We start from the raw sequence: 25,620 nt of genomic DNA on the forward strand, positions 1-25,620 counted from the left end.
GCATCAACGTGGCTTATTTACTCATGGTGGAGATATTGAAGACCTGTTCCAGCATGGGGTTAAATACAAATCCTTTGACGTCTTTGTTCATCGCCAGTTGATAGTTTTTCTGGAATAAATAGACGTAGGCCGCTTCATCAATCACGATGGTTTGCGCCTGCTGGTAATCATTGGTTCTGGCGACCGGATCGGTGGTGGCTAATGCGCTACGCAGCAGCTTATCGACCTCACTGTTTTCATAGAATGAACGGTTACCCGGCAGACCTTTTTTATCTGACTCAAACCAGTAGTTCATGAACATGTACGGGTCGGCGAAATCCGGACTCCAGTTACCGATAGCAATGTCGTAATCCCCTTTACCCACACGGTCACGCATGGTGGCATTCGCCAGTTTTTCCAGCTTCACCTTAATACCCAGTTTGTTGAGACTGGCCTGGGTAGAGAGGGCAATCGGCTCCCAGTTAGGGTCATTATCTGAATACAAGAAACTCAGGCTCTCGGGTTTGTTCGCGACCTTGTCCCATGCGGCTTTCGCTTTGGCTTCATCAAAACTGTACTGCATAGCCTTGTCATCAAAACCCCACATACCTTCAGGGATCGGACCGCGCATCTGTTTACCATTGCCACTGAGGATCCCATTCACCATGCCTTTATAATCGGTGGCCCATGAGATGGCGCGGCGTAAATCCACCTGATTGAGCGGCGCTTTACTGTTGTTCAGATACAGATAGGTCACGCGCAGCGAGGGATAATCCACTACGTTAACTTTGCCTTCCTGTTTTAAAGCGGCCAACTGGTCGACTGGAAGCGCATCGGCAATGTCGATATCGCCCCGCGACAACTGCAGGCGACGGGAGGCGCTTTCACCAATGATTTTTACCGAAACCCGCTTAAACGTTGGTTTGGCCCCGGAATAATGCGGGTTTGGCACCAGCACCAGTTGTTGTCCTTTTTGCCAGCTTTTCAGCATGAAAGGACCGGAGCCTGCCGTGTTCTGCGCCAGGAATCCGCGGGCATCGTCTGCGGCATGTTCTTTTAAGATTGCCGGGTTGATAATTGAGGCCCCGTCATTTGCCAGCGTATACAGGAAGGGTGCGAACGGCTGGCTGAGGGTAAATTTCACCGTGTTGTCATCAATGGCCTCAACCTTCAGATCTTTCGGGAATGCTTCAGCGGGTCCCTGGCCAATTTTGAGCAGGCGCTCAAAGGATTGTTTTACTGCATCTACCGTCACCGGCGTACCGTCGGCGAATTTGGCATCGTTTTTCAGGGTGAACGTCCACTCTTTCTGATCGTCAGAGGCTTTCCAGCCGCTGGCTAAATCACCTTCAACTTCCGTTGAGCCTTTACCGCCTTCGGTTTTGTACTGAACCAGACGCTGATAAGAGGGATAGGTGACCGTCCAGTCGTTGTTATCGATGGTCACGGCGGGGTCGAGCGTCTGCGGGTCGGCGGCTTTACCGATGACCAACATATCTTTAGGCACGGCGGCCTGCGCGGCAGGGAGGGCAAATGCCAGCGTAATGGCGATCAGAGCGGGGCGAAAAAACGCATTTAACGCAGGTGTAGTCTTCATAACCAGGCTCCAGAATTAAAAGGGATGTTGTGTTGTTATGGGGGGAACAGGGAAACAGGCTATCTGGTCGTCAAGCAGCGGATAACGCGCGGCATCAGGTAATTCAAAATGCCACCACTCGCTGTTAATGCCGACAAAACCGCCACCGAACATAATGGCGTTGAGTAACAACCGGTTACGCTGCGCGGCTGGTGGAACAGAAGGGTGCCAGGCATGAGAACGGTCGTGCATCTCATCAAAATCAGCGCCCATATCGAGAACATTGCCACGATCGTCCATCAGCGTAACGTCGATGGCCGTTCCGCGGCTGTGATTGGATCCAATCGCCACATCGACGACGTACTGGGGATCCGGGCACGCATTCCACAGCACCGCCTGCGCCTGCTGGGGGCGATACGCGTCATACACTACAAGCTTCAGGCCCGCCAGTTGCGCGATACTGATGCTTTTAGCCAGCGCGGTTACCGCCTCGCGGTGTAACAGGCAGCGCGCTTCCCGGTAGATAGGCGCGCCGGTAATGTTGTCGGCCGTGGCGTATTTGAGATCGATATGCAGTGACGGGAATATCACCGACAGATCGACCAGTTCTGGGGTTTCTGACATAGCACATTTCCTGTTTATTGTTCGAATTGACCAAACTGTTGTTGTAACTGGCGATTGGTTTGCAGGCGTCCTGCGAGGGAATCACCAAGTTGCTCCACCACCGCAGAGAGTAATAAGTTGAACAGACAGCTCACGGGAGCCAGAGAATCCCAGAAATGTCCGGTGTCAGTTTTTACCTGGAGTAAATCAAGGGCATAATCTCTGGCCCACGGACACCACACATCGGTGATCAGCGCCAGTGGAATATGGCGTTCTGTCGCGACACGGCAATATTGTCGGGAGATAGCGGAGTAGGCACGCATGTCGGTGATCACCACGTATGGCTGGTTAAATCCCGAATTCAGCGACTCTACCCAACTGCCGGAAAGCCCTTCGGAGTAGCTGACTTTAGGCCGCAGGTATTCAAGATGACTAAAAAAGGCGTTGGCAATCCCACGTGTAGACTGGATCCCAAGGATGTAAACCGCTTCCGCATGCGCCAGCTGCTGCGCAATGCGTAAAAATGTTTCGCTTTGCGCGAGTTGATAGACATGGGTAATGGCGTCGATTTCCAGTAACAGCGACTGCTGCGCGCGATCCGGCAGGCTTTGCTGCTGGTGCCAGGAATCCAGCCGCTCGTTCATTCCCCAGGGTTGATAGGGGACAACCGGCAGCTCACGCAGGCTGGCTTTTGCATCCTCCAGATTACGAAAGCCCAGCTTACGCAGATAGCGTCCTACGGTAATGCCGCTGGTTCCTGCCGCTTTAGCGATGCCATCCGCGGTTTCAAAAGGGATCTGTACACCGTGGGCTAACAGCCACCCGGCTACGCGCTTTTCGCTCGGCGTAAGCTGGCTGAAGGTCTGTTCTATGCGGGTAAATAATTCAGGTTTCGCTGTCATTACCTTCTCGCTGTTAGTTGTCTGTCAGATGACGGCTCACTGTTAGTGAATTAACAATGCAGGACGCGTGCCAGGTCGCTAACAGCGACATGCTGGCTGCTTTTGTTAAAATCCAAACCACATTCATTAACTAATGATCAACATTTGTGCAGCGTAGTTCAGTTTTGGTGCAGCGACAGGAGAGCGGGGTATGAATCTGCTGATTTCGTCGGAACGATCACATTGTCGGCAACATTTCCCCTCAAACATCAGAATCGGTAATAGGAAATATCAATTTCAGCCAAATCAATAATGGCAACCTTTATTCTTATAACGGTAGGGGTATTATTTTTTGCGAACTACATTAACGGTTTGAAGCGCGAGTGTAGATATTATCTATATTATAAATGGAGTACTACAATGAATAAATTCTCCCTTTCTACAGCAGGTATTCTGGTCGCAGCGCTGTTAACCAGTGTTAGCGTCAATGCAGCCACTGATAGCGCGAAAACTGAAGTGACGCCGAAAGGCATGAGCTGCCAGGAATTCATTGATCTGAACCCGCAGACCATGGCTCCGGTGGCTTTCTGGGTGCTTAATGAAGACGAAGATTTCAAAGGTGGTGATTACGTCGACTATAACGAAACCGTCACGACCGCAGTACCTCTGACCGTAGAACTTTGTAAAAAACATCCGCAGAGCGAATTAAGTAAAATAAAAGAAGAAATCAAAAAAGAATTATCGAAATAAAATTAAATCGTTATTAAAACCCGGCCAAAGTGCTGGGTTTTGCTATTTGTGACGCTGTCACTTATTTATTTTGCAATACTTAAGGAAACTTTATAAAGATAAAAACGCCGGTGCCGATACTGGGTAAAAGTTAGCCTTTTGCAGAAGGAGTTTGTATGGCCTGGTATCCTACTCGTATTTCAACGCGTTTAACCATTGGTGGCATTCTGCTGCTTGCAGTCACTACACTTGTCATTGTTGCAATTATGCTCTGGCGAGGGCAGCCGCGCGTCGTTGAAATCAATACCGCCCTGATCGAAGAAACGGGGCAAGGTTTAACCCGTCAGTTAAGTACCGTGTTGTCGCGAATTGAAGGTGAGACCGTCGGTTTGTCGCGACTGGCCGAAGTGCTGCCCAACGATGAATCGCTATATCAAAGCGTTGTTCCACATTTGATAGGTGAAGATAAAGAGTCGATCATTACCGGCGGCGGCATTTGGCCAGAACCAGACGCCTTCACCGCAGGCGTAGAAAAACGCAGCTTTTTCTGGGCGCGTAACGCTGAAGGAAAGCTGATGTACTCCAACGACTATAACGTCGAAGGATCAAGCGGATACCACAATGAAAGCTGGTATCAGCATGCCAAGGGACATTCACAAAACAGCTGCTTATGGTCTGATGTTTACCAGGATGCCAGTTCCGGGGTCAACATGGTAACCTGCAGCGTTCCTTATCAACTGGCCGGTAAGTTTGCCGGCGTCGCCACTACCGATATTCGTCTCGATAACGTTGCCACCTTTATGCAACAGCAGGGAAACAGCACCGGTGGTTACGCGTTCGTGGTGGATAAACAGGGACAAATTCTCTACTTCCCGCAGGCAGACCTGACAAAACACAAAACCATTAACGAACTGGCGCAAAGCGCGCAATGGCTTATCCCGGTGGAAAACGGTCTTAAATCTTTACGTCCGGCAGATGGGGTGAAGACGATTACGCTTGCTAACGACAATGTGTTGAATACGCCGACCCGGGTAATGCTATTCCCGATGGCGGATACCGGCTGGGTCGTGGGGCTGGTGACGCCTGAATCACGCATCGTCGGTCTCGCCAAAGTGATGATGCAGGACGTGCTGGAAGTGTTGATCCCAATTATGACGCTATTGCTGGTGGGATCCTGGCTGGTGGTTCGCCGACTGATTTCGCGTCTCGATGATACCCGCCAGGCGCTCGATGATATCGCGCAGGGCGAAGGCGATCTTACCCGTCGTCTGGATGTGCGCGGCAAAGATGAGATTTCGGCTATCGCCGAGGCGTTTAATCTGTTCGTCGATAAAATCTCAGCCATTCTGATCACCGTCAGAAGCAGTAGCGTGGTGGTGGCGAATAATGCCGTCAGCCTGGCAGACAGCAATATGGAACTTTCATCTCGCGTCACGCAGCAGGCCGCTGCGCTGGAAGAGAGTTCGGCGGCGATGGAACAGTTAAATGCGACCGTTCATCAAAATGCCAGTAATACGCAACTGGCGGATGAGCTATCCGATAGCACCGCGCAAACGGCTAACCGCTGTGGCGATGTTATGCAGGGCGTGATCTCAACAATGGATAACGTCAGCGCGTCATCCGGCAGAATGGTGGAAATTGTCGCGGTGATTGACAGCATTGCGTTCCAGACCAATATTCTGGCCCTGAACGCCGCCGTTGAAGCCGCCAGAGCGGGCGATGCGGGTAGAGGATTCGCCGTTGTCGCCTCTGAAGTACGTACGCTGGCCCAGCGTAGCGCCACCGCCGCGCAGGAAATTAAAGCATTAATTGATGAATCCGTATCTCATGTTGGTAGCGGAAGTCAGCAAATTCACAATGCAGGCGAACGGCTGGGAGAACTGGTCAATAACGTGCGGCAGGTGCGTCAGTTGATGGGGGAAATACGCGTTGCAGGCGAAGAACAGCGTAAAGGCGTTTCCGAAGTCACGCTGGCCGTTACCGAAATGGACAGCACCGTTCAGCAGAATGCCTCGTTAATTGATGATGCCACAGCACGTACCCAGGCCCTGAAAGAAGAGGCGGAACAACTGGCGTTGCTGGTCTCTTCATTTAGATTACCAGAACCTGCTACCGCCTGAGCGTCGAGTGAGGTCCGGGCGCAACCATTGCACCCGGACAGTCGATTAATGATCAAGGTACAGGTAGTGCATCCAACTGGTCATGCGCAGGAGTATTTTCCGTAGCAATGATAATGCTTCAAAATGCTGAGCTGAATAGACCGCAACCTGAGCGGCAACACCGTCTGGGAGCTGCTGTTCAGCCTGATTATTATCAACTTTTTCAATGCATTACTGCCACTTTCTGAAGCCCAATCGCTATATCGTAGCGGTTCTTTTATTATGGACTCTCAGGGTGAAAATGGGATCTGGTTGTTGACCGAAGGTAGAATAGTCATTCGCCGGCGCACTGATGGGCTCATCCTGGCCAGTCAGCAGGCGCCAATGATGCTGGGAATGGCCGAGTTCTTTCTTCCCACTGGGCATAACTTTTATGATATCGAAGCAGTCAGCCCATGCACTACTCACGTAGTGAAGAAAACGGATTTCATGACTATCGTTAATCGCGATCGACTCTGGGAATCTGTGGCAATCGTTGAAGCGTATATTATTCAGGTAATGAGCCAGCGCGATCGCCTGCTCACCAGTCGAACCGCAACTGATATGGTTTGGGGGCATCTTGAACTTTTACAGCAAGAGCCGGATGACGTCAGAAAAAGAATCCCGGCGGTACAGTATATCAGGGAGCGAACCGGGCTTTCTCGCAGCACCATTATGGATACGCTTGCCAGGTTAAAACGACAGGGGGCGATCCAGTTGCATCGCGGGCATTTAATCTGCATTTCGGCAGATTAACCACCGCATCCGTCCATGATGTAAATATAGTATGATGGGTCTTATGACCGATTTATGACGTTAAATCCATCAAAACATATGTTATCTGTTTTGTATCAATCTCACTTTAACTCTATAATATTGTGTGTAAACTGGCATTTATCCAAATAAGGGCCAATATTATGGATTTAACACTCAATACGGCTGCTGATATCGTCAAACTACTCTGCGACAGATTGCGTAAAGAACGACTCGCGCGGCAAATGACGCAGGCTGAGGTTGCCGCGCGTTCAGGTGTCGGTGTGAATACCGTTTCGAATCTGGAAACAGGTAAGAACGTAGGATTTGAGAATCTGGTCAAAGTCGCAATGGTGTTAGGTTATGGCGATGCCCTGGAGGGTTTATTCAAACCCAGGATTGACAGTCTGGATGATATTTTGCGTTATGAGAGGAGCGCGGCACGCCAGCGGGTGAAAAGGAAAAATTCTGATGCCTGAACAAGTTGATGTCTTTTATGAAGGTTGGGGTGAAAAATGGCTGTGGGGGAAACTGGTGTCTTCCACAGCCCTGACCGGACGCCCGTTGATCGCCTTTGAATACAGTGAAGACGCTATACGTAAGGGACTGGAACTGTCCCGGTTGATGTTACCGCTGAACGGTCCCCGTTTACGCAGGGATTTCCCGGCTCATCAATTGGGATTACCTGGACCAGTCTATGATTCGTTACCTGATGGCTGGGGTATGCTGTTGATGGACCGATTATTTAAACGCCGCGGACTAAACGCAGCGCGCATAGGTCCTTTGGAGCGCTTAACCTGGGTCGGCAACAACGCGATGGGCGCCATGACATTCCAGCCCGTTCAGTCAGATGTCGAGAAGATTTCAAAAGAGGATGTGCCTCTCGAACAACTGGCAGCTGAGGTGCAGGAAGTCCTGAGTGGAGACGGCGGGGAATTCTTGCAAAAATTGCTTCAGATGGGCGGTTCGCCACAAGGGGCAAGGCCAAAAGCGCTACTTTATCGTGACAGTGTCACGTCGAAATTTACCACTGCGCCGCTACCCGGGAGCGAAAGCTGGTTGATTAAATTTCCCGCCAGGCATGAGCATGCTGAAGTATGCGCCATCGAAGCGGTTTATGCTGAATGCTTGCGTCAATGTGGGATTAGCACGCCCGATACGGCATATTTTGATCTGCCTGGTGGGCAGGCGGCCTTTGCCACCCGCCGTTTCGACCGTGACCAGTCAATACGTATTCCAATGCAGAGTCTGGCGGCACTTACCGGCGCAAATTACCAGTTACCCGGCGCTTTAGATTACCGGGATTTTCTGCGCGCCACGCAGATCTGTACCAATGATGTCAGAGAAAAGGCGAAAGCGTTCGAACGCGTGGTTTTCAACGTGGCATTCAACAATCGTGACGATCATCCGAAGAACTTTGCTTATTTAATGTCAGCCGATGGAAACTGGACTCTGGCTCCGGCTTACGACGTTACCTGGTGTGAAGGACCCGGCGGGTACCACCAAATGGACGTGCTGGGGGAGGCGCTGGATATCGAAAGAAAGCACCTTCAGTTGCTTGGCGTTCAGGAAGCTGAGCTCTCTGCTGACCAGGTGAACGCCATAATCGAAAAGATCTGCCACTCTGCGATAGGGCTGAGCGCTATCGCCAGTGACAAATACCCCGATCAGATAACGCAAACCACGCTGGATACGATCCAGAAACAAATTAATGATAATGTCCGCCGGTTACTGTCCCGGTGATGCAGGTTCAGTCGCTACACTGACCTGAAGATAACCATTAACGCCCCCAACGGCTGCGAATATAGGTTACGGCCTCCTGCGTTTGCGGCTGATTGAGATAATCTTCGCGAAACAGGATGGTGCCGTTGATGTGTGGTTCGGACTCGTTCAGATCGAGCTGCTTTTTCAGCTCTGGCACGCCGCCTTTGACTGTCCAGTCCGGCTCTTTTCGTGAAGGTTCGCCGACTTTATACAGCGCCACTCCAATATAAAGGCGGGTATTGGTTGATTTCACAACATCTGCCCACCACTTCGCCAGCACATCGTATCGCGCCGCATCACGGGCAAAAGGCCAGTACAACTGTGGGGCGATGTAGTCCAGCAAGCCTAATTGTACCCAGCGACGAGTATCGGCATAAGATTCATCATACGCTGCTGCGCCACGGGTGTCGGAACCCGCAGGATCGTGAGAACGATTGCGCCATACACCGGCGGGGCTGACGCCAAATTCCACCTCAGGCTTAAGTTTCTTAATGGTCCGCGAAACCTGGGCGATCAATCGTTGCGTGTTATCGCGCCGCCAGTCAGCTTTGGAATCAAATCCCTGACCATATTTTCTGAAGGTCTGGCTGTCGTTAAGCGCTGAACCGGGAGACTCGGTATAGAAGTAGTCATCAAACTGCACGCCGTCGACCGGATAATTTTCCACCACTTCCGCCACGATGCTGGTGATCCAGTCGCGCACTTCGGGAATACCGGGATCTAACACAAAACGCTCACCCGAGGTGCGGATCCAGTCCCGGTGCAGGACATAAACGCTGGAGGGCATCTGCGACAGCGTGCTGTTTAATTCGGTGATCGTTGATGGTTTGAGATTAACGGAAACGCGGTAAGGGTTAAACCAGGCATGAACTTTCATGCCGCGTTTATGCGCTTCATCGAGCATAAACTGTAGCGGATCGTAACCCGGATCCTGACCAATCGTGCCGGTTAGCGTATCTGACCACGGCAAGATTTTAGATTGCCACAATGCGGTACCATCGGGTTTGACCTGGAAAAAAACGGTGTTGATGCCAAGACGTTTCAGGTTATCCAGCTTATCCGTCAACGCTTTCTGCTGCAGGCTGATACGGATGGCAGGGGAACTGACATTCACTGATGAGATCGGCGGCCAGTCCAGACGGGAAACCGTCGCCAGCCAGATTCCACGCACCGGCTCCTTACTCTGTTGCGGTTTGCTCACCGGAGGTAGTGGGGTGACTTTGGGACCGGGCGGCTGTGAAGAGCAACTGCCAAGTAACAACATACTACCCACAAGTACCGCGAACCATTTCAGGTTAGTTCGCGGTAATCTGGCATGGCAACGGACGAAGATATTCGCCAGTTTTTTCTGATATTTTCCTGAAAAGAAACCGGATGCTGGCATCAGACTTTGCTCTTATTTTTTCTTGTTGCGGCTGTTAGCCCAGGGATCAATAGCAGGTGCAGTGTTGTTGAACGGGGTCACGTCATGCAGCGAATCAAGATAGAGCGCTTCAACTTCAGCACGCGCCCACGGCGTACGGCGCAGAAATTTTAAACTGGATTTAACGCTCGGTTCATTTTTAAAGCAGTTGATATTAATGCGTTGAGCAAGCTCGGCCCAACCAAAACGATCGACCAGCACATTGACCTGCATTTCTAGCGTTACGCCATGTAAAGGGTCTTTTGAAGTATGAGCATTCATATGAAGTCCAGTTCGGTATTTCCAGATTTTGTCAGTCGTGCAACGAGACAGATTACAAGAAAGCGGAACGACCAGCAATGGCCCAAATCGACACTGATCTTCCAAGGAACATTCGCTGAAACTGTAAAAAGAAGAGGGCGGACAAGGCTGACACTTCAGGCTAATCACGATAGAAGAACTCTTTCTCGTATAGCAATCCGTTACCAATTTAGCTAAAGTAGTGTATAGCAATTTGTTACCAACAGGAGATAACCATGCAAAGCAGCGCCCGTAAGCCGACTCGTGATAAGCAAATTAATATCCGGGCTACTGATGAGGAACGTGCGGTAATTGACTACGCTGCAAGTTTGGTCAATAAAAACCGTACTGACTTCATCATTGAGAAGGCCGTGCACGAGGCCCAGAATATCATTTTAGATCAACGAGTATTCGTCCTTGACGATGCCCGTTATCAGTCTTTCATTGAACAGCTTGAAGCGCCGGTTCAGAACGTTGAAGGGCGTCAACGCCTGATGAATGTGAAGCCCGAATGGAAATAAACGTCACGACACCGGTGTTGCTGACCGAAGGGCATGATCTCCAGCCATTTGATTGCGGTAATGACGTATTAAATGATTGGCTACGTCGACGGGCGATTAAAAATCAGTACCTCAACGCATCGCGCACATTCGTCATTTGTCTTGAATCTACTCAGCGTGTTGTGGGTTACTATTCCATTGCAACCGGGTCCGTGAGCCATGCTGATTTAGGCCGTAGTTTACGTCAGAATATGCCCGACCCGGTTCCGGTCGTTCTGCTGGGACGTCTTGCTGTTGATGTCTGTACTCAGGGGCATAGTTTCGGAAAATGGCTGCTTAATGATGCGGTACTGCGAATTTCCAACTTAGCCGATCAAGTGGGCATCAAAGCCATCATGGTACATGCTATTGATGGCCAAGCTCGGGCATTCTATGAGTATTTCGGCTTCGTTCAGTCTCCGATAGCAGCAAATACGTTGTTCTACAAAATTTAACTCCCCAAACAGTCTCGAATTTTCCCGGCTGAAATGGGGCAGGCTTTCATAACCGACAGCATAAGCTGATGTGGTGACATCGCAATAAAACGATAAGTTAGTAGTAGTGTCAACCAATGTCCAAATGCCAGCAAACGAAAGATTGATGGGGATTTAACTCTATGACTTTGTGCGCATTACGTCATTTAACATAATATACATTATGCGCACCAGTGATGTAACTGCAATATTCTGATGTCACTTTTAACCCATTTAGTGATGTCACTTTTTCTGGCATAAAGGATCCAATCCTCAGGCCATGGAGACATCAGGATGCTTGTGACCATGTCAGATAAAGAACTCAGACGGATCAACGTCATTCAGTCAGTTGTCGAAAAGCGTATGCACCGTCGTGATGCTGCGCACCAACTTGCTCTGACCGAACGTCAGACGCAGCGTCTGATTTACCGCTTTCGTGAATCAGGTGCCGCTGGCCTTTCAAACCTTCGACGTGGACGCCCTGGTAATCACAGACTCCCTGAGTCACTGAAGCTGCGTGTACTTTTTTTACTTCACGATCACTACAGCGACTTTGGACCAACGCTTGCCGCAGAAAAACTGCGCGAACGCCATAACATCACGGTGTCTGTTGAAACGCTCAGAAAATGGATGACGGCAGATGGACTCTGGGTTCCATACTCACGTCGCAGGCCCCGTGTTCATCAACCCAGATACCGGCGTGACTGCCTCGGAGAACTTGTTCAAATTGATGGTTCTCCGCATGACTGGTTTGAAGGTCGCGCACCCAAATGCTGCCTGCTCGTCTTCATTGATGATGCGACTGGCCGCCTGATGCACCTCCGCTTCGGCGAGACTGAATCAGCCTTTGATTACATGATGGCTACCCGCGAGTATCTTGAACAACATGGCAAACCATTATCTGAATTTTACCTGATGCTACTCACAACCAAGAGCATTGTCCTTATCACAGGCCAGTTTTGCCGACAAATCACTAAGGCGATCAATGCCAACGGACTTACAATCGTAAACAGATTCCTTCTTGCTATTTAGGTTCGTAACACTAACCCCACGGCTTTCAATCTCATCCTCATAATTACTAAATATTGTGTATTTATACCCTGTATTTACAAACGACACGTTGAAGTAATCAGTTTGAAATCGTGAGTAATGATTGTATTTAAATCCTGAATAATCATTACCTTTCGACTCATAGTTAAATTCAGTTTTGCGGTCTTTAGATAAGGTGTACCGAATTACACCGTTGTTTTCATCTAGTTTGATTATTCCTTTTGCAGTGTCGCACACAAAATATACATCACTCGCAAACGATGAACCACACAGAAACATTGCCGCTAACGCAAGTAATTTATAATGACGCATTGTAATTCCTCTCCATTTTCAAATCATATCCATTCTGTCTTGGTCCGTTATATCTTTTTGCAAATGAAAGCCAATCTTTAGTCCGAATGGAATGCAATAAAACCCTATCAGCCTTAATGAAGCTAACGAATGCTTTTAACTGATTTTTTTCAGACTTGCTTAATGCAAAAACGAAATCCTCAGGGCTGGCGTAGCCTGCTGTGGCGAAGTTCGATGCCAAAATCTGAAACTTACCCCAAGATGCCGATTTCAAAGCAGCTTTCTTGTCTAAGGCATACGCTTTGACTAGTTTTGTATACTGTACTGATGTTGCATCATATCCACCCGCAACAGAGTTTGATATATCTTCGAACTGATCATATTTTCCATTTGTATATTTATGAAAGTGATGCCTTTCAAATAATATCGCAGGAACATAATCATCGTTATCTTCAAATTTAAAATAGGAACCATAAGAACCAGTTTCTGTTTTTGCTACAGCCTTAATTGCTGCAATTTCGCATCCCAATTCTTTTGCAACCTCTTCATAATCAGTATCATCAATTTTGTCTCCATTATAGAAATTAATAAATTCTATAGGAGTTAATTCCCCATTAACAGGAGTCTTGGGAAACTCTGTACTCCGTAATATTTCCATAAACTCAAGCGGATGAAAATGCCATACAGACCGCTGACTGGCGAACGGCGGCACCTTATCCATCCAGCGCGTCGCATCCAGAAATCCCCCGTTGGCCCTCTTCACAACAGGACTTTCATCTCTGACCTTAAATACCGACGACCAGCGTGTATCATCCTGGGTACTGTGCCAGTCGCTGTCGTGTTTCACTATCAGCCGCCGCGCATATTCCGGGATGTTCATCTGGTTGGTATGCAGTGCGCCAAACAGCTGCGCATCCTGAGATTTATCGGGATATGGGCTGGGCGGTCTTCTGTTTTCAGCATTACGGATCACACTGTCATATAACATTCCGGCCTGTGAGCTGTCCGGTCCCTTTTCTCCGTCAAAGTGTGAACGGATGCTTTTCAGGGCGTCAATCAGCCAGCGTTCATCCAGCGTGCGGGTAAAATCGGTTGTGTGTTCAGCCTCAATACAGTGGAAGTTTAGCTCTGCTAAATCGTGCTGGCAGAGTTGCTCCACATCGTCCTGGTGCATCCACGTATGCGGACGGCTCTGAAACCAGGTGACCCCGGTTTTATCCGTAAACGGGTACGTGGCATCACGCGGAATAATTTTTCCGGCATCAGCACGGGTAATGGCGCTCATCTGCTCAAAGCTACTTTCCTCGCCCTCCCCGTTTCGCAGGTACATCGGGCGTTTCAGCTTCAGCTTAATAAACTGTTTGCCCGTTTTGATGCCCTTCACGTTTGCCACCACATCCGGCACATGCTCATCGAGGCTCATCAGCTCGATATGGGCTTTATAATCCGTGGTGATAATCTGCGGATAGTTATCTTCGTCGGCCAGATCCTGAGCGCCAAGGAACCCGACTGCATCCCCTGCTTTCACCGTCACTTTCAGCGGCACAGATGGCACCACAACATCATCAAACACGCCGTGATTCAGTGCGCTGTGCATCCAGTCAGGCAGACACACGTAACATTCGCCATCAGACTGCAGATATTCCGGGCGCATCGAGACCCAGAACAGATTGCCTGCGGGCTTACCGTCCTGAAGACGCTGCACCAGAGCAAACGGCTCCGGTCGTTGCTCCAGCAGAAACGATTTCTGTTGTAGTAAGGCAAGCGTGTCGCCCTGAACGAGCGTTCTGGCGTGGCCGTGTTTGTTTACCAGCACGTCCGGCGCGATTTCGCGGCTGTCATCGTGGCGGGAGTGCTTACGCATTCGCACTCCGTGGCCTTTCTGCGTGACCCGATAAAGCGGGCGTTTCGGAAATTCTGACAATGGCGCGATGTGCATGTAAAGCTGGTACAGCGTCAGCCAGGACGATTCATCCTGTTCGTCGGACTTATACACTGATTTGACCAGCACAAAGGTGCCGGACTGGCGCAGGGGGCGTTTCTGGCAACACTCGATAGCCGCGTAATCCCGGTTAACCCGCCATGCCACCACCTCGCCGTCCATCATGAACTGGAGCGGCACCGATTTTTCCGGCGTTTCCTGATCCAGCACCGAGGCCGGAGATGATGACATCCCGACATGGATCCCCCCGTGCCAGTAACGATTTACGCCAAGTAACCACCAACCGTGGGCGTTTTTGCGGATGTCGGTCAGCAGCTCGTCATAGTTCTTATAGTCCCGTCCGTCGGCTTTCCGTACCGGATAACGTATGTTCATCCTCATTCCTTAAGTTAAATCTCCAAAACCATAATCATCGCAGGGAGTTAAGACGAAGGGGAGTAAAATTTATGCAAATTTTATTACTGCAATCACCTGATGCAAAGCAACCAGGTTAACATCCGTTCCCGCTGGCGGTGGCCACCAGAAATGTTGATAAAAGAGCTAACTGAAAGCATTACTCTCGGGCTGGAGAACGTCCGTCTCACCAGTTGATATCTTCCGGCCAGTCCCAGGGGGTATCATTCATCTCGTTAAGCATTTTTATGTCCTGCTTTTCACGGGTATATTTACCCCATAAAGAATCAAAAGAACGAATGATACTAATTAACTGCTGCGGTATCCTACCTGCATATGCAGTCGTCACGCGTTCAGTCGCCTGAGCCATTCAAGGGCAGCTATGACAATCCCTATTTGTGTTTACCAATAAAGCCATATGGTTCAAGACATTTACGAAGTAGCAACGTCCACTTCTGGCTGTGAGTTCAACTGATGGACGCAACACACTTATTGAACCGTTCTGCGGGTGATTCATAGTCTAGCGTTTTTCTCGGCCTTTCGTTGAGCTGTCTGGCAACACTGTTAAGTCTTTGCTGGCTGTGAACCGATAAGTCAGTTCCTTTTGGAAGATATTGTCTGAGCAATCTGTTCGTATTTTCATTTGAGCCACGTTGCCAGGGAGATTGAGGATCACAAAAATAAATCTGAATGTCTGTCGCTATAGTAAATCGTGTGTGGCTGGTCATTTCAGCGCCACGATCCCAAGTTAATGTTTTATAAAGCTCAGCAGGTAATTCCCGGGCTTGTCTGATGAGTGCAGATATAACCGTTATTGTCTTGTTATCTCTGATCTTCGCCAGCATAACAAAACGGGAATGACGTTCTACGAGGGTGATGATATAGGAGTTTTTCGAGCCCTGAATCAAGTCACCTTCCCAGTGACCTGGAATGGCTCTGTCAGCCGCCTCTGGTGGCCTTTCGCTGATAGGTATCGTGTTCGGGATTGACCCTAATCCTTTCCCTTTAAGCGATGACGTTCTGGATCTACGCACTGCTCTTCCGCTTCTGAGGCATTGCTGCAGCTCTTTTTTTAATGCTCCCCGGGTTTGTATAAAAAGCGTTTTATAAATCGTTTCGTGTGACACATGCATTTCCTGATTATCCGGATAACAGCGTTTCAGCCAACCGGCGATCTGTTCCGGCGACCAGTCCTGATGCATCTTCTCTGCAATGATTTTACACAATGCGGGGCTTCCAATTAGCTTGCAAGGTTTTGGTCTCAGCGCATTTTCCCACGCAGTAGCATCGGCTTTTGCTGCTCGGTATTGTTTTGCACCACCGTGCCTCCTGACCTCGCGGCTAATCGTTGAGGGCGCTCTTGATAATTTGGCGGCGATGTCCCTGATGCTGATTTTTGCTACCAGCCCTCTGGTTATCTCCTCTCTTTCATCAAGCGAAAGCGCTAATCGGTGCCGTTTTCGCACGGGAGGACGGTAGCCGCCTGTCTGGTGGATAGTGGGCATAATGGAAGAATGATATCTATCGAACATTCTGGCGATATCATGTAGAGAATCACCTTGCTTATATCTGTCCCAGATAATTGCCTTCTGCTCTGGCGTGTAGTTGATCCGAGTTCTTCGTTTCATGACAACGTCCCCCTTGATTAAGGATAGCGTTGCATCGACCCATTGAACTCACAGCACTAAGCAGACTTTTCAACATTTGGACATTTCTAACGAGCCAGTGATTAGACAATTCTGGTGAGCTTTGACAAGTAGGTAATCGTTATACACTGCTCCATGAGACATCGCTTACTTTCCGAAAAATGGTAATCAAACTGCCCCCCTCCGATACCGGATGTGTTGTGCTAACCGGTGATCAGAGGGCAACGCGGGATGCACGAACTCTTCAGTTTTATTCATGCCCAACCGTATCATCAGACGCTCTGACGGTTTATTCAGCACCGACGTAAATGAAACCACCTCACTTAACGCCAGTTCCTTGAAAGCAAACGTCAGACACGCCTCGGCGGCCTCCAATGCCAGCCCTTGGTGCCAGAAGGATTTAGCAAGACGCCAGCCTATTTCGGTACAGGGTGAAAAGTGAAATTTATCAGGTTGTGGATGTAAACCTACACACCCCACAAACTGGTGTGTTTCTTTAAGTTCAACGGCCCAGAATCCCCAGCCGCGCTCTGTAATGCCTTCCTGAAATCTGGTAGCCAAGTTGTCGCTTTCCGTTCGTTGCAGCGGAGCCGGAAAAAAACGCATCACGTCCGGATCGGCATTTAATGCGGCAAACGGGGCTTTGTCTTTGTCTTCCCACGGGCGTAAAATCAGTCTTGATGTTTCCAGCATATTTCTGCCCTTCTCCTGTATTTTCATATAATCTTCTAAAAGAAATGGCTCATCGGCAAGGACTTATGTGCCCCTTTCCGCCTTCTTCTCTCATACTGGAGATTCATTCATGGCCGACTGGAATCCTGCGCTTTATCTGCAATATGAAACTGAACGATCAAGACCCGCTGCGGAATTACTCAGCAGAGTGGCGTTAGAGAATGTCCATTCAGTGGTCGATCTTGGCTGTGGTCCGGGAAACAGTACGGCATTACTGCATCAGCGCTGGCCCTCGGCTGTAATAACCGGGGTTGATACCTCACCCGCCATGCTTAATGAGGCGCGCAATGCATTACCGACATGCCGTTTTATTGAAGCGGACATTCGTTCATTCCAGACAGAGCAGCTTCTGGACCTGCTGTATGCCAATGCCTCATTGCAGTGGGTTCCCAATCACTATGAATTGTTCCCGCATCTGGTATCGCTACTGGCTCGCAATGGCGTGCTGGCTGTACAAATGCCGGATAACTGGCTAGAGCGAACACATGTTTTGATGCGTGAAGTGGCTTATGAACAAGGTTACCCTGACCGGGGCCGCTCGCCGCTTCCTGGCGTTCACGCCTACTATGATATTTTGACTGAAGCGGGCTGTGAGGTGGATATCTGGCGCACAACGTATTATCACGTTATGGATTCACATCAATCGATTATCGACTGGGTAAGCTCAACGGGCCTGCGGCCCTGGTTGCGTGATTTGAGCGAAAATGAGCAACATCTTTACCTCGCGCGTTATCATGAGCTACTTCAGGAACAATATCCTCTGCAGGAAAACGGTAAAATTTTGCTGGCCTTTCCGCGGTTATTTATCGTAGCCAGACGTACTGATTAAGCGTTTATTATAAGTGCATCACAGGAGCTGACTATCTGCCATGCGCGCCCTCGCCTTTTTATCATGAGGATCTAGTGGCAAAGCCTGTCATCTGCTAGTGTCTGGCAACGTGTTTCTGACAGGAGTTGTCATGTCTAAAGTCTACATTGGTGGCTGTCTGTGTGGTTCGATTCGCTTCGCGGCCAGCAGTCCTAATAATTCCCATACCTGCTCCTGCGATATATGTCGGAAACATACGGGCGCACCAACCGTCGTCTGGATTGAGTTTAATGCAGAAAATGTAACGTGGACGGGTAAAGCCGGAAAACCGACAACCTGGCGCTCTTCTGAGACGTCAAGTCGGGCATTTTGCCCTCAGTGTGGCAGTTCCGTAGGCGCCATTGATGACGCCCCGGTTATTGCGCTGTTAGCTGGCGCTTTTGACGATCCTGACGATAAAGACCTGGCGCCGGAATTTCATTCTTTTTCAGATATGCAGCCTACATGGTGGCAAAAGAATGTAACTAAGTGAGTTGGTAATGCTTATCCGGAATGTGTTTTGCTGGCACGTTTGTTTCATCATTCATCTGTAACAAATCGATTTCAATCGCATTGCAAATCGCATCCAGCGGGAGGTCGTTGTTCTCTGTACCAAACGGATCTTCCAGCTCTTCTGCAAGCGTATCGAGCGAAATAAAAGTATAGGAAATCAGCACTGAGATAAACGGCGTCATGTAATGTAAATCTACCACCAACGCGAATGGCAACATGATGCAAAACAGATAGACCGTGCGATGAAGGATCAAGGTATAAGCAAACGGGACGGGGGTATTCGCGATCCGTTCACATCCTGCCAGCACCGTAGACATATCATTTAACCTATTGTTTAAACTATGGAATAATATGTCTGACAGTTGACCATTGCGCCGACGTACAGCTAACCATTCCCCCATCAGCAACAGAATGCGATTTGCCGGTGATTGTGAGGCAAATACTATTCGCAGATCCTCCTCACTAAGGTATTTCGCCAATGGTTCAGCCTGTGGCTGACGGCGTAAAGTCATGCGTAAACAGTGGGCAAAGGCGATTTGCAGACGAACAAACTGTCCCAGTTCGCTGTCGTCCGGCAAGGTAGTTTTTACTTCACGTAGCAGCGACCGGGAAGCAATCATCAACTGCCCCCACAGGTGTCGAGCCTCAACATAACGTGAATAACAGGCGTTATTACGAAAACCTAAAAAGATAGCAATCGCCACGCCGAGAATGCTGAACGGCGCCAGGGTAAATTTGATGCCCAGCATCGTATACCACGGCAGCATGATAATAACGGCGATGGAGAGCAGGAAGTTCAGCAGCAGACGTGAAAAAATTTTAGATAATACCGACCCATGCCAGACGAATATCAGGCGTAGCCAGTGTTGTTGGGGGCGAACGATCATGGTTATCTTCAGGAAAATGTGAAATCCGTCACATTAGACGCGAACATGATCAATGTTGCAAGCTAATCGCAACACTATCTAAACATCTTTCCTCCTGCTGAACGGACAATGCGCTGAAGTGGCAGACCGTCACCATAAAAGTAGAAAACTATAGTATGTTGTAACTAAGTAAGATCTGTAAAAAACCCGGCCTGAGCCGGGTCTGCGTATTAGCACAGTGGTTTAACGGCTTCGCGCATGCCTTTTAGCAGAATGCTATCCAGATCGGCAGTAACCTGTTCTACCAGTCCGGAAACTTCCGTCAGATCCTGTTCCCAGTGTTCTGTAACGGCCAGCACAGCTTTAACCAGCTCTTCGGTGCTTATCTGGCGGTCATGATGCTGGGACCATAGCTGTTGAAAACGCGTCATCCAGTGCGCATCATCCTGAACCGGGTAAGACTCACCGTTACGCTCACCACGGTAGAACGCAATCAACGCGGCAAGCGCAAATGTCAGACGCGCAGGCAGTTTACCGCTGGCCTGTTGCCCCGCCAACAGTTGCGGCAAGATGCGAGTGCGGAATTTAGTCATGCCGTTCAGGGCAATCGACAACAACTGATGTTTGATATACGGGTTGCAGAATCGACCTGTCACCGCGCTGGCAAAAGACGCCAGCTCATCGCGTGGTAAATCCAGCACTGGAATAATTTCTTCATAGATCGCTTTTTCCACGAAGGCGCGAATCTCCGCGTCATTCATGGCCTCCCCCACGGTATCCAACCCAGCCTGCCAGGCAACGGGAACCAATGCGGTATGTGCGCCGTTGAGAATCGCCACTTTCCGTTCTTTATACGGTTTGATGTCATCAACTATCAGGACATTCAGCGGATAGTTATCCAGACGCAACTCAGCGGCTAATGACTTCGGCCCCTGGATAACAAACAGATAGAAGTGTTCTGCGGTGTCCAGAAACGCATCGTGATAACCCAGTTCCGCTTCAAGCTTCGCGACTTCATCACGTGGATAGCCGGTGACAATACGGTCCACCAGCGTGGAGCAAAAGGCGTTGGCCTGATCCAGCCATTGGATAAATGCTTCCGGCAATGCCCACTCCTGGGCATAGCGCAGAACCAGTTCACGCAGCGCATCACCATTGTAATCAATCAGTTCACAAGGAATGATTATCCAGCCTTTATCCGACGCGCCATTAAAATGGCTGAAGCGCTCGAACAGCAGTCGGGTCAGTTTGGCCGGATAACTCACCGCTGGCGCATCCTCAAACTTATCACCAGCATGATAGCTGATGCCGGCTTCGGTGGTATTGGAGAAAACAAAACGCATATCAGGGTTATGCGCCAGCTTCAGGAACTCATCGTATTCACTATAGACGCTGATCTCGCGGTTAACCGAACGAATCAAACGGGCGTCGCTTACGGCCTCGCCCTTCTCATTCAAACCACGAATGATGGTGGTATAAAGGCCGTCCTGTGTACTCAGTGATGGAGGGAAAGTACTTTCGATAGGTCGGACAATGACCACACCAGAGTTAAGATCGGTATGCTCATTCAGCAGATCGACTTGCCAGTCAACGAAGGCGCGCAGGAAGTTTCCTTCACCAAACTGAATAATGCGTTCAGGATACTGAGCACCGGGGAAATCGCGACGATTTAAAGTTTGCACAATGGGTTCCCTTTTTAATTAGTCATACAACCTGATTGAATTGGTCCAATAGGTTAGCAAACTTTAATACATTGAAACCCTGTTTTGATCAATCCCCAGCGACAAATTAGAGAGTTTTATAAAAAAGTGTGGTCCCGGTCAGCGTCCCGTCAGGCATTTTGGCATAGCCAGGTATCACTCCTGCTTTTTGCCACCCACACTTGTGGTAGAACAACTCCGCGCCACAGCCCGTCGCCGTATCGAGCACCAGCAACGTTTTGCCCCTTTGACGCGCACAACGTTCCAGCTCGTTCATCAGTTCCCGGGCAATCCCGCTCCGCCGCGCAGAAGTATGAACCAGCAGCTTAGCGACATCGGCGCGATGAGGTTGGTTTTCAGGTTGATCGATAATGAGCTGGACGGTACCGACAAGCGTTCCCCGGGCATTCTGGGCGCCAAGAACGAGTCTTTCCCCACGGGCAACGCTTTGCGCGACGTTCATCCAGAAAGGCCGTGATTTCTCACGATTAAAAGGCAGCATAAAGCTGACGGAGGCGCCATCATTGACGCACTGTTCAAGGACATCGCTGAGCTCGTCGATTCTCGACAGAATCTGGGCCGCATTCAGCACGAAGCAGGGTTTGCAGGAAGCCATTTTTTCTCCTTAGATTGACCCCCTAAGCTTGCTTTTAACAATTACATAACACAAGGGATTGTATCATAGGATAATGTTATCTATGGCTTGTTCATTTGAATCACTAACCAGTGATAAATAACCGTGACAACGTAACGTTGCTGTTGTTCGTTAAGCGCCACACCCTGAGGAATGTCATGCCATTTTGCCAGACACCCCCGACAGCAGGTCGCCGTCGCGTGCTGCGCGATAAAAACCGGGTGACCACGCATTGGCGTCTGCTTCCCATCATTAGCGGGAAAAGCGGGAGCCAGCCGTTTGGCAATAAAATCGGCTGCATGTTGTTCAATAACCGGCGCGCCTTTATCCAGACAATACTGCCTTTCTTTCTGGCCGAGGCGAAACCGCGAGCGAAACGTCGATTTCGCCAGCCGGGCAAAAAGAGGATCGAGCGTATTCATCAGTAAACCGAACGCCCCATTTGTTGCGTTAGTTGCTCCAGCGCGGCGATACCCGCCAGTGAATTTCCCGCTGGGTCCAGTTCCGGACTCCAGACAGCAATCGCCATCTCGTGTGGAACGATGGCCACGATACCGCCACCCACACCAGATTTTGCCGGCAACCCAACCCGCCAGGCAAACTCCCCTGCATTCTGATACATCCCACTGGTCGCCATCAGCGCGTTGATTTGTCGGGCCTGCATCGGCGTCACTACGGGCTCCTCAAGATGGAAGGCATGGCCCTGATTCGCCAGAAATACGAAAGTTCGCGCCAGTTCCACACAGCTCATTTTCAATGCACAGTAGTGAAAATAGTTTTGCAAAACAGTGGTCACGTCATGGTTAAAATTGCCGAACGATTTCATCAACCAGGCAATAGCCGCGTTACGTGCGGAATGCTCAAACTCTGATCGCGCCACCGTCGCATCGTAGGCGATATCCGGGACGCCGCTTAATGCCCGGACCACTTCCAGCATCCGTTGACGTGGTGCGCTCAGACGCCCTTGCAGCATGTCGCAAACTACCAGCGCCCCGGCGTTAATAAAGGGATTACGCGGGATACCCTGCTCCAGTTCCAACTGCACCAGGGAATTAAAAGGATGACCGGACGGATCTTTGCCAACGCGTTGCCAGATCTCCTCTTCCTGATAGTGACGCATCGCCACGACCAGGCTTAATACCTTCGAAATCGACTGAATAGAAAAGCGTTCTTGTGCATCCCCTGCCTGATAGTGCTGCCCATCGACGGTACAGATGGCGATGCCCAGTTTTGAACCGTCGACAGAAGCTAACGCAGGAATATAATCAGCGACCTTACCCTGACCAATCAGCGGACGAACCTGCTGTACAATGGTCTCTAAAATTGAATTGTCCATGGCCCTGGCCACAACATGCTCCTTGCTCGCAGGTATGAAAGGCCTGCGAGTATAACAGAGCTGAATACGCTGCGTCAGACCATTAGGTGTCAGCGGACGAAGAGTCAATGACAAAAATATGCCGAGATCAGACAGGTGCCCCCGACGGAGGCACCCTCACCTTCAGAGTCGGTTTTTCCAGACGGTCTGCACATTACAAAACTCATGCAGGCCAAAATGTGAAAGCTCGCGACCAAAACCACTTTTCTTCACGCCGCCAAACGCTACACGGGCATCGCTGGCGCTGTAACCATTGATGAATACGCCTCCACACTCCAGACGAGAGGCCATATTCTGGGCCAGCGCGTCATCCGCAGTGAACACCGTGGAGGATAATCCAAAATCACTGTCATTCGCCAGCGCCAGAGCATGTTCCGCATTCCTGGCAACGGTGATCGCCGCAACCGGACCAAACAGCTCCTGCCGGAAAGCCGTCATTTCTGGCGTTACGCCGCCCAGTACCGTCACGGCATAGTAATTGCCCTGACCTGCTATTTTTTCACCGCCAAGAAGTAACTTAGCCCCTTCGGCCAGGGATGCTTCAACCTGCTGATGCAACTCATCACGCAGATCAAATCGCGCCATCGGTCCAAGGTCATTTTCTTCGTTTAACGGATCGCCCATTTTGAGCGCGCTCGCGGCCGCCACAAAACGCGCAGTAAATTCTTCTGCAATCCCTTCTTCGATAATAAAGCGTTTTGCTGCCGCACAAACCTGCCCGGTATTCTGATAACGTCCGGCGACTGCCGCTTTAACGGCCAGATCGAGATCGGCATCATTCAGGACAATAAACGGATCGGAACCACCCAGTTCAAGTACGCATTTTTTCAGCGCCGCCCCCGCCTGAGCACCAATCGCCGCACCGGCGCGTACGCTCCCCGTTACCGTGACTGCCGCGATGCGCGGGTCGTTAATCATCTGACTGACGCCGGCGTTATCGGCATTGACCCAACCGTAAACACCGGCTGGTACGCCTGCATCAGCAAAAACCTGTGCAATAATCGCAGCACAGCCGGTTACGTTAGGCGCATGCTTTAACAAATAACCATTTCCGGCCAGCAGAATCGGAATGGCGCCACGCAGTACCTGCCACAGCGGGAAATTCCACGGCATGATCGCCAGAATAGTTCCAAGCGGACGATACTCAATCACCGCCTGGTTATTTTCCACCAGCGTGGGTTCCGGGTTCAGCATCGCGGGTCCATGTTCAGCGTACCAGTCGCACAACGCGGCTGACTTGGCGACTTCACCCCGAGCCTGTTTGATGGGTTTACCCATTTCACGTGAAATACACTGCGCCATCTCTTCCGCGCGATTACGCAGGGCCAGGCCGATTTGACGCAGCGTATGCGCACGGTGCGCGACGGTAGTCTGTTTCCATTCGCTGTAGGCACTCGCGGCAAGACTCAGTGCCTGCGCAATCTCTTCGGTGCTGGCCCACGGCATCGCCGTCAGTCTTTCACCGCTGGTAGGATCAACCGAAATAGCATGTGTTGCTGCTGTGATAGTCATAGATGCCTCTCTTTATCGCAGGGTATGGTTATATCATGAGCACATTTACTCTTTCTGAAAAATGAATAATATTAACCACACCATTCACGATTAGAGAATATTATGGATCTGACGCAACTGGAAATGTTCAATGCCGTCGCGGAGACCGGTAGCATTACGCAGGCCGCAGCGAAGGTGCACCGCGTGCCGTCCAATCTCACTACCCGTATACGCCAACTTGAGGCCGATCTTGGCGTCGATCTGTTTATTCGTGAAAACCAGCGCCTGCGGCTTTCCCCCTCCGGGCACAACTTTTTACGCTACAGTCAGCGGATCCTGGCGCTGGTTGAGGAAGCGAGAATGGTGGTCGCCGGGGATGAACCGCAGGGCTTGTTTTCGCTCGGATCGCTGGAAAGCACCGCCGCGGTGCGTATTCCTGCAACGCTGGCTGAATATAACCAACGGTACCCGAAAATTCAGTTTGCACTGGCGACAGGTCCCTCTGGCACCATGCTGGACGGCGTGCTCGACGGCACGCTGAACGCTGCCTTTGCCGATGGCCCTATTACCCACCCCGGACTTGAGGGTATTCCGGTCTATCGTGAAGAGATGATGATTGTCACCCCGCACGGTCACCCTCCCATCCAGCGGGCCAGCGACGTCAACGGCTGCAGTATTTATGCGTTTCGCGCCAACTGTTCCTACCGCCGACATTTTGAAAGCTGGTTTCATGCCGATCGCGCTATGCCGGGTACCATTCATGAAATGGAGTCATACCATGGGATGCTGGCCTGCGTTATTGCCGGTGCGGGTATCGCGCTGATTCCACGTTCGATGCTGGAGAGTATGCCCGGACACCATCAGGTCAACGCCTGGCCATTGAGCGAAAACTGGCGCTGGCTGAATACGTGGCTGGTCTGGCGAAGGGGGGCGATGACGAGGCAACTGGAAGCCTTTATTGAGGTATTGAACCCGCAGCTGTAAAAATGAGATCCGCATCACG

General features: G+C 50.3%; 25 protein-coding genes and 3 pseudogenes. 11 read left to right on the forward strand and 17 right to left on the reverse strand.

The genetic code is table 11. The features are described 5' to 3' along the window. Window positions 1–13: 13 nt before the first annotated feature. Genes ICA20_RS12900 through ICA20_RS12910 form a run of 3 tightly spaced genes read right to left on the reverse strand, consistent with a single transcriptional unit; the run spans window position 14 to window position 3,060 of the window. Window positions 14–1,576, reverse strand: coding sequence for an ABC transporter substrate-binding protein (locus ICA20_RS12900; RefSeq protein WP_038640602.1), 1,563 nt, complete (start codon window positions 1,574–1,576; stop codon window positions 14–16). Between the two features lie 15 nt (window positions 1,577–1,591). After that, the gene (gene ddpX / locus ICA20_RS12905) at window positions 1,592–2,179 is read right to left on the reverse strand and encodes a D-alanyl-D-alanine dipeptidase (protein ID WP_038640600.1); all 588 of its coding nucleotides are present in this window, start codon (window positions 2,177–2,179) and stop codon (window positions 1,592–1,594) included. A gap of 14 nt (window positions 2,180–2,193) precedes the next feature. After that, window positions 2,194–3,060 (reverse strand): MurR/RpiR family transcriptional regulator, encoded by an 867-nt coding sequence (locus ICA20_RS12910; RefSeq protein WP_038640598.1) that lies wholly within the window; start codon window positions 3,058–3,060, stop codon window positions 2,194–2,196. 399 nt (window positions 3,061–3,459) lie between these two features. Between ICA20_RS12910 and hdeB the strand changes: the two genes are divergently transcribed. Continuing rightward, window positions 3,460–3,789 carry an acid-activated periplasmic chaperone HdeB gene (gene hdeB / locus ICA20_RS12915; protein ID WP_038640596.1) on the forward strand — a complete coding sequence of 110 codons (330 nt, stop codon included), beginning with the start codon at window positions 3,460–3,462 and terminating at the stop codon, window positions 3,787–3,789. 155 nt (window positions 3,790–3,944) lie between these two features. Beyond that, window positions 3,945–5,888, forward strand: a complete 1,944-nt coding sequence (locus tag ICA20_RS12920; protein WP_038640594.1) for a methyl-accepting chemotaxis protein — start codon at window positions 3,945–3,947, stop codon at window positions 5,886–5,888. Window positions 5,889–5,933: 45 nt separating this feature from the next. Here ICA20_RS12920 and ICA20_RS12925 read toward each other — a convergent pair. Further along, window positions 5,934–6,059: pseudogene (locus ICA20_RS12925) on the reverse strand (hypothetical protein); the annotation flags it as partial. Between the two features lie 90 nt (window positions 6,060–6,149). Here ICA20_RS12925 and ICA20_RS12930 point away from each other — a divergent pair. The 3 genes from ICA20_RS12930 (at window position 6,150) to ICA20_RS12940 (ending at window position 8,402) form a co-directional block, all read left to right on the forward strand. Then, on the forward strand, window positions 6,150–6,662 hold the full coding sequence (locus ICA20_RS12930; protein WP_051594517.1) for a helix-turn-helix domain-containing protein: 513 nt from the start codon (window positions 6,150–6,152) through the stop codon (window positions 6,660–6,662). A 161-nt stretch (window positions 6,663–6,823) separates the two neighbouring features. Beyond that, window positions 6,824–7,138, forward strand: a complete 315-nt coding sequence (locus ICA20_RS12935) for a helix-turn-helix transcriptional regulator (protein WP_038640591.1) — start codon at window positions 6,824–6,826, stop codon at window positions 7,136–7,138. Beyond that, window positions 7,131–8,402: a type II toxin-antitoxin system HipA family toxin gene (locus ICA20_RS12940; RefSeq protein ID WP_038640589.1), complete on the forward strand. Its 1,272-nt coding sequence runs from the start codon at window positions 7,131–7,133 to the stop codon at window positions 8,400–8,402. Before ICA20_RS12935 ends, ICA20_RS12940 begins: the two co-directional genes overlap by 8 nt. 37 nt (window positions 8,403–8,439) lie before the next feature. Here the strand turns inward: ICA20_RS12940 and ICA20_RS12945 are convergent, their stop codons facing one another. Together ICA20_RS12945 and ICA20_RS12950 are read right to left on the reverse strand one after the other, a co-directional pair. Then, on the reverse strand, window positions 8,440–9,807 hold the full coding sequence (locus ICA20_RS12945) for a glycoside hydrolase family 10 protein (RefSeq protein WP_038640587.1): 1,368 nt from the start codon (window positions 9,805–9,807) through the stop codon (window positions 8,440–8,442). Window positions 9,808–9,819: 12 nt separating this feature from the next. Beyond that, window positions 9,820–10,107: a VF530 family protein gene (locus tag ICA20_RS12950; protein ID WP_038640585.1), complete on the reverse strand. Its 288-nt coding sequence runs from the start codon at window positions 10,105–10,107 to the stop codon at window positions 9,820–9,822. 254 nt (window positions 10,108–10,361) lie between these two features. On the opposite strand from ICA20_RS12950, the gene ICA20_RS12955 reads away from it, so the two are divergent. Beyond that, window positions 10,362–10,646, forward strand: coding sequence for a DUF1778 domain-containing protein (locus ICA20_RS12955; RefSeq protein ID WP_038640582.1), 285 nt, complete (start codon window positions 10,362–10,364; stop codon window positions 10,644–10,646). After that, window positions 10,637–11,119, forward strand: coding sequence for a GNAT family N-acetyltransferase (locus tag ICA20_RS12960; RefSeq protein WP_080700407.1), 483 nt, complete (start codon window positions 10,637–10,639; stop codon window positions 11,117–11,119). Before ICA20_RS12955 ends, ICA20_RS12960 begins: the two co-directional genes overlap by 10 nt. Here ICA20_RS12960 and ICA20_RS12965 read toward each other — a convergent pair. Further along, window positions 11,120–11,215, reverse strand: a pseudogene (locus ICA20_RS12965) (AraC family transcriptional regulator); the annotation flags it as partial. 228 nt (window positions 11,216–11,443) lie between these two features. Here ICA20_RS12965 and ICA20_RS12970 point away from each other — a divergent pair. Then, a pseudogene (locus ICA20_RS12970) lies at window positions 11,444–12,040 on the forward strand (ISNCY family transposase); the annotation flags it as partial. A gap of 445 nt (window positions 12,041–12,485) precedes the next feature. Here ICA20_RS12970 and ICA20_RS12975 read toward each other — a convergent pair. The 4 genes from ICA20_RS12975 to ICA20_RS12990 all read right to left on the reverse strand — a co-directional run bounded on the left by ICA20_RS12975 (window position 12,486) and on the right by ICA20_RS12990 (window position 17,152). Beyond that, on the reverse strand, window positions 12,486–14,795 hold the full coding sequence (locus ICA20_RS12975) for an N-acetylmuramidase family protein (protein ID WP_038640580.1): 2,310 nt from the start codon (window positions 14,793–14,795) through the stop codon (window positions 12,486–12,488). Window positions 14,796–15,000: 205 nt separating this feature from the next. Continuing rightward, window positions 15,001–15,183: a hypothetical protein gene (locus ICA20_RS12980; protein WP_038640578.1), complete on the reverse strand. Its 183-nt coding sequence runs from the start codon at window positions 15,181–15,183 to the stop codon at window positions 15,001–15,003. Between the two features lie 97 nt (window positions 15,184–15,280). Continuing rightward, on the reverse strand, window positions 15,281–16,441 hold the full coding sequence (locus tag ICA20_RS12985) for an IS30-like element ISCfr4 family transposase (RefSeq protein ID WP_038640576.1): 1,161 nt from the start codon (window positions 16,439–16,441) through the stop codon (window positions 15,281–15,283). Window positions 16,442–16,627: 186 nt separating this feature from the next. Beyond that, on the reverse strand, window positions 16,628–17,152 hold the full coding sequence (locus ICA20_RS12990) for a GNAT family N-acetyltransferase (RefSeq protein ID WP_038640574.1): 525 nt from the start codon (window positions 17,150–17,152) through the stop codon (window positions 16,628–16,630). A gap of 109 nt (window positions 17,153–17,261) precedes the next feature. Here ICA20_RS12990 and tam point away from each other — a divergent pair, with 109 nt between their 5' ends. Both tam and ICA20_RS13000 read left to right on the forward strand, forming a co-directional pair. After that, a complete protein-coding gene (gene tam / locus ICA20_RS12995; protein WP_038640572.1) occupies window positions 17,262–18,020 on the forward strand; it encodes a trans-aconitate 2-methyltransferase in 759 nt (252 codons plus the stop codon). 130 nt (window positions 18,021–18,150) lie between these two features. Beyond that, window positions 18,151–18,531, forward strand: a complete 381-nt coding sequence (locus ICA20_RS13000; RefSeq protein ID WP_038640570.1) for a GFA family protein — start codon at window positions 18,151–18,153, stop codon at window positions 18,529–18,531. Here ICA20_RS13000 and ICA20_RS13005 read toward each other — a convergent pair. The 6 genes from ICA20_RS13005 to sad all read right to left on the reverse strand — a co-directional run bounded on the left by ICA20_RS13005 (window position 18,524) and on the right by sad (window position 24,638). Further along, complete coding sequence (locus tag ICA20_RS13005; RefSeq protein ID WP_038640568.1) at window positions 18,524–19,438, reverse strand: bestrophin family protein; 915 nt, start codon at window positions 19,436–19,438, stop codon at window positions 18,524–18,526. The genes ICA20_RS13000 and ICA20_RS13005 overlap by 8 nt on opposite strands. Before the next feature lie 209 nt (window positions 19,439–19,647). Further along, window positions 19,648–21,099, reverse strand: coding sequence for a tagaturonate reductase (locus ICA20_RS13010; RefSeq protein WP_038640566.1), 1,452 nt, complete (start codon window positions 21,097–21,099; stop codon window positions 19,648–19,650). 106 nt (window positions 21,100–21,205) lie between these two features. Further along, window positions 21,206–21,733, reverse strand: a complete 528-nt coding sequence (locus ICA20_RS13015) for a GNAT family N-acetyltransferase (protein WP_038640564.1) — start codon at window positions 21,731–21,733, stop codon at window positions 21,206–21,208. An 80-nt stretch (window positions 21,734–21,813) separates the two neighbouring features. Continuing rightward, window positions 21,814–22,173 (reverse strand): DUF4186 domain-containing protein, encoded by a 360-nt coding sequence (locus ICA20_RS13020; protein WP_038640562.1) that lies wholly within the window; start codon window positions 22,171–22,173, stop codon window positions 21,814–21,816. After that, window positions 22,173–23,099, reverse strand: a complete 927-nt coding sequence (glsB, locus tag ICA20_RS13025) for a glutaminase B (protein ID WP_038640560.1) — start codon at window positions 23,097–23,099, stop codon at window positions 22,173–22,175. The genes ICA20_RS13020 and glsB overlap by 1 nt, the downstream gene beginning before the upstream one ends. Before the next feature lie 150 nt (window positions 23,100–23,249). After that, complete coding sequence (sad, locus tag ICA20_RS13030; RefSeq protein ID WP_038640558.1) at window positions 23,250–24,638, reverse strand: succinate-semialdehyde dehydrogenase; 1,389 nt, start codon at window positions 24,636–24,638, stop codon at window positions 23,250–23,252. Between the two features lie 102 nt (window positions 24,639–24,740). Here sad and ICA20_RS13035 point away from each other — a divergent pair, with 102 nt between their 5' ends. Beyond that, window positions 24,741–25,601 (forward strand): LysR family transcriptional regulator, encoded by an 861-nt coding sequence (locus ICA20_RS13035; protein WP_038640556.1) that lies wholly within the window; start codon window positions 24,741–24,743, stop codon window positions 25,599–25,601. The last annotated feature ends 19 nt before the right edge of the window (window positions 25,602–25,620 follow it).

The organism is Citrobacter sp. C5_2 (assembly GCF_014596845.2).
Classification (GTDB): Bacteria; Pseudomonadota; Gammaproteobacteria; order Enterobacterales; family Enterobacteriaceae; genus Citrobacter; species Citrobacter werkmanii.

Coding starts and splice junctions, on each gene's coding strand:
- sad (WP_038640558.1), bottom strand. CDS start 24,638: ATGACTATCACAGCAGCAACACATGCTATTTCGGTTGATCCTACCAGC.
- ICA20_RS12920 (WP_038640594.1), top strand. CDS start 3,945: ATGGCCTGGTATCCTACTCGTATTTCAACGCGTTTAACCATTGGTGGC.
- ICA20_RS12945 (WP_038640587.1), bottom strand. CDS start 9,807: ATGCCAGCATCCGGTTTCTTTTCAGGAAAATATCAGAAAAAACTGGCG.
- ICA20_RS13035 (WP_038640556.1), top strand. CDS start 24,741: ATGGATCTGACGCAACTGGAAATGTTCAATGCCGTCGCGGAGACCGGT.
- ICA20_RS12910 (WP_038640598.1), bottom strand. CDS start 3,060: ATGACAGCGAAACCTGAATTATTTACCCGCATAGAACAGACCTTCAGC.
- ICA20_RS12935 (WP_038640591.1), top strand. CDS start 6,824: ATGGATTTAACACTCAATACGGCTGCTGATATCGTCAAACTACTCTGC.
- hdeB (WP_038640596.1), top strand. CDS start 3,460: ATGAATAAATTCTCCCTTTCTACAGCAGGTATTCTGGTCGCAGCGCTG.
- ICA20_RS12985 (WP_038640576.1), bottom strand. CDS start 16,441: ATGAAACGAAGAACTCGGATCAACTACACGCCAGAGCAGAAGGCAATT.
- ICA20_RS12960 (WP_080700407.1), top strand. CDS start 10,637: ATGGAAATAAACGTCACGACACCGGTGTTGCTGACCGAAGGGCATGAT.
- ICA20_RS12900 (WP_038640602.1), bottom strand. CDS start 1,576: ATGAAGACTACACCTGCGTTAAATGCGTTTTTTCGCCCCGCTCTGATC.
- ICA20_RS13015 (WP_038640564.1), bottom strand. CDS start 21,733: ATGGCTTCCTGCAAACCCTGCTTCGTGCTGAATGCGGCCCAGATTCTG.
- ICA20_RS12990 (WP_038640574.1), bottom strand. CDS start 17,152: ATGCTGGAAACATCAAGACTGATTTTACGCCCGTGGGAAGACAAAGAC.
- ddpX (WP_038640600.1), bottom strand. CDS start 2,179: ATGTCAGAAACCCCAGAACTGGTCGATCTGTCGGTGATATTCCCGTCA.
- ICA20_RS12950 (WP_038640585.1), bottom strand. CDS start 10,107: ATGAATGCTCATACTTCAAAAGACCCTTTACATGGCGTAACGCTAGAA.
- ICA20_RS12975 (WP_038640580.1), bottom strand. CDS start 14,795: ATGAACATACGTTATCCGGTACGGAAAGCCGACGGACGGGACTATAAG.
- tam (WP_038640572.1), top strand. CDS start 17,262: ATGGCCGACTGGAATCCTGCGCTTTATCTGCAATATGAAACTGAACGA.
- ICA20_RS13005 (WP_038640568.1), bottom strand. CDS start 19,438: ATGATCGTTCGCCCCCAACAACACTGGCTACGCCTGATATTCGTCTGG.
- ICA20_RS13000 (WP_038640570.1), top strand. CDS start 18,151: ATGTCTAAAGTCTACATTGGTGGCTGTCTGTGTGGTTCGATTCGCTTC.
- ICA20_RS12930 (WP_051594517.1), top strand. CDS start 6,150: ATGGACTCTCAGGGTGAAAATGGGATCTGGTTGTTGACCGAAGGTAGA.
- ICA20_RS13020 (WP_038640562.1), bottom strand. CDS start 22,173: ATGAATACGCTCGATCCTCTTTTTGCCCGGCTGGCGAAATCGACGTTT.
- ICA20_RS12980 (WP_038640578.1), bottom strand. CDS start 15,183: ATGGCTCAGGCGACTGAACGCGTGACGACTGCATATGCAGGTAGGATA.
- ICA20_RS12940 (WP_038640589.1), top strand. CDS start 7,131: ATGCCTGAACAAGTTGATGTCTTTTATGAAGGTTGGGGTGAAAAATGG.
- ICA20_RS12955 (WP_038640582.1), top strand. CDS start 10,362: ATGCAAAGCAGCGCCCGTAAGCCGACTCGTGATAAGCAAATTAATATC.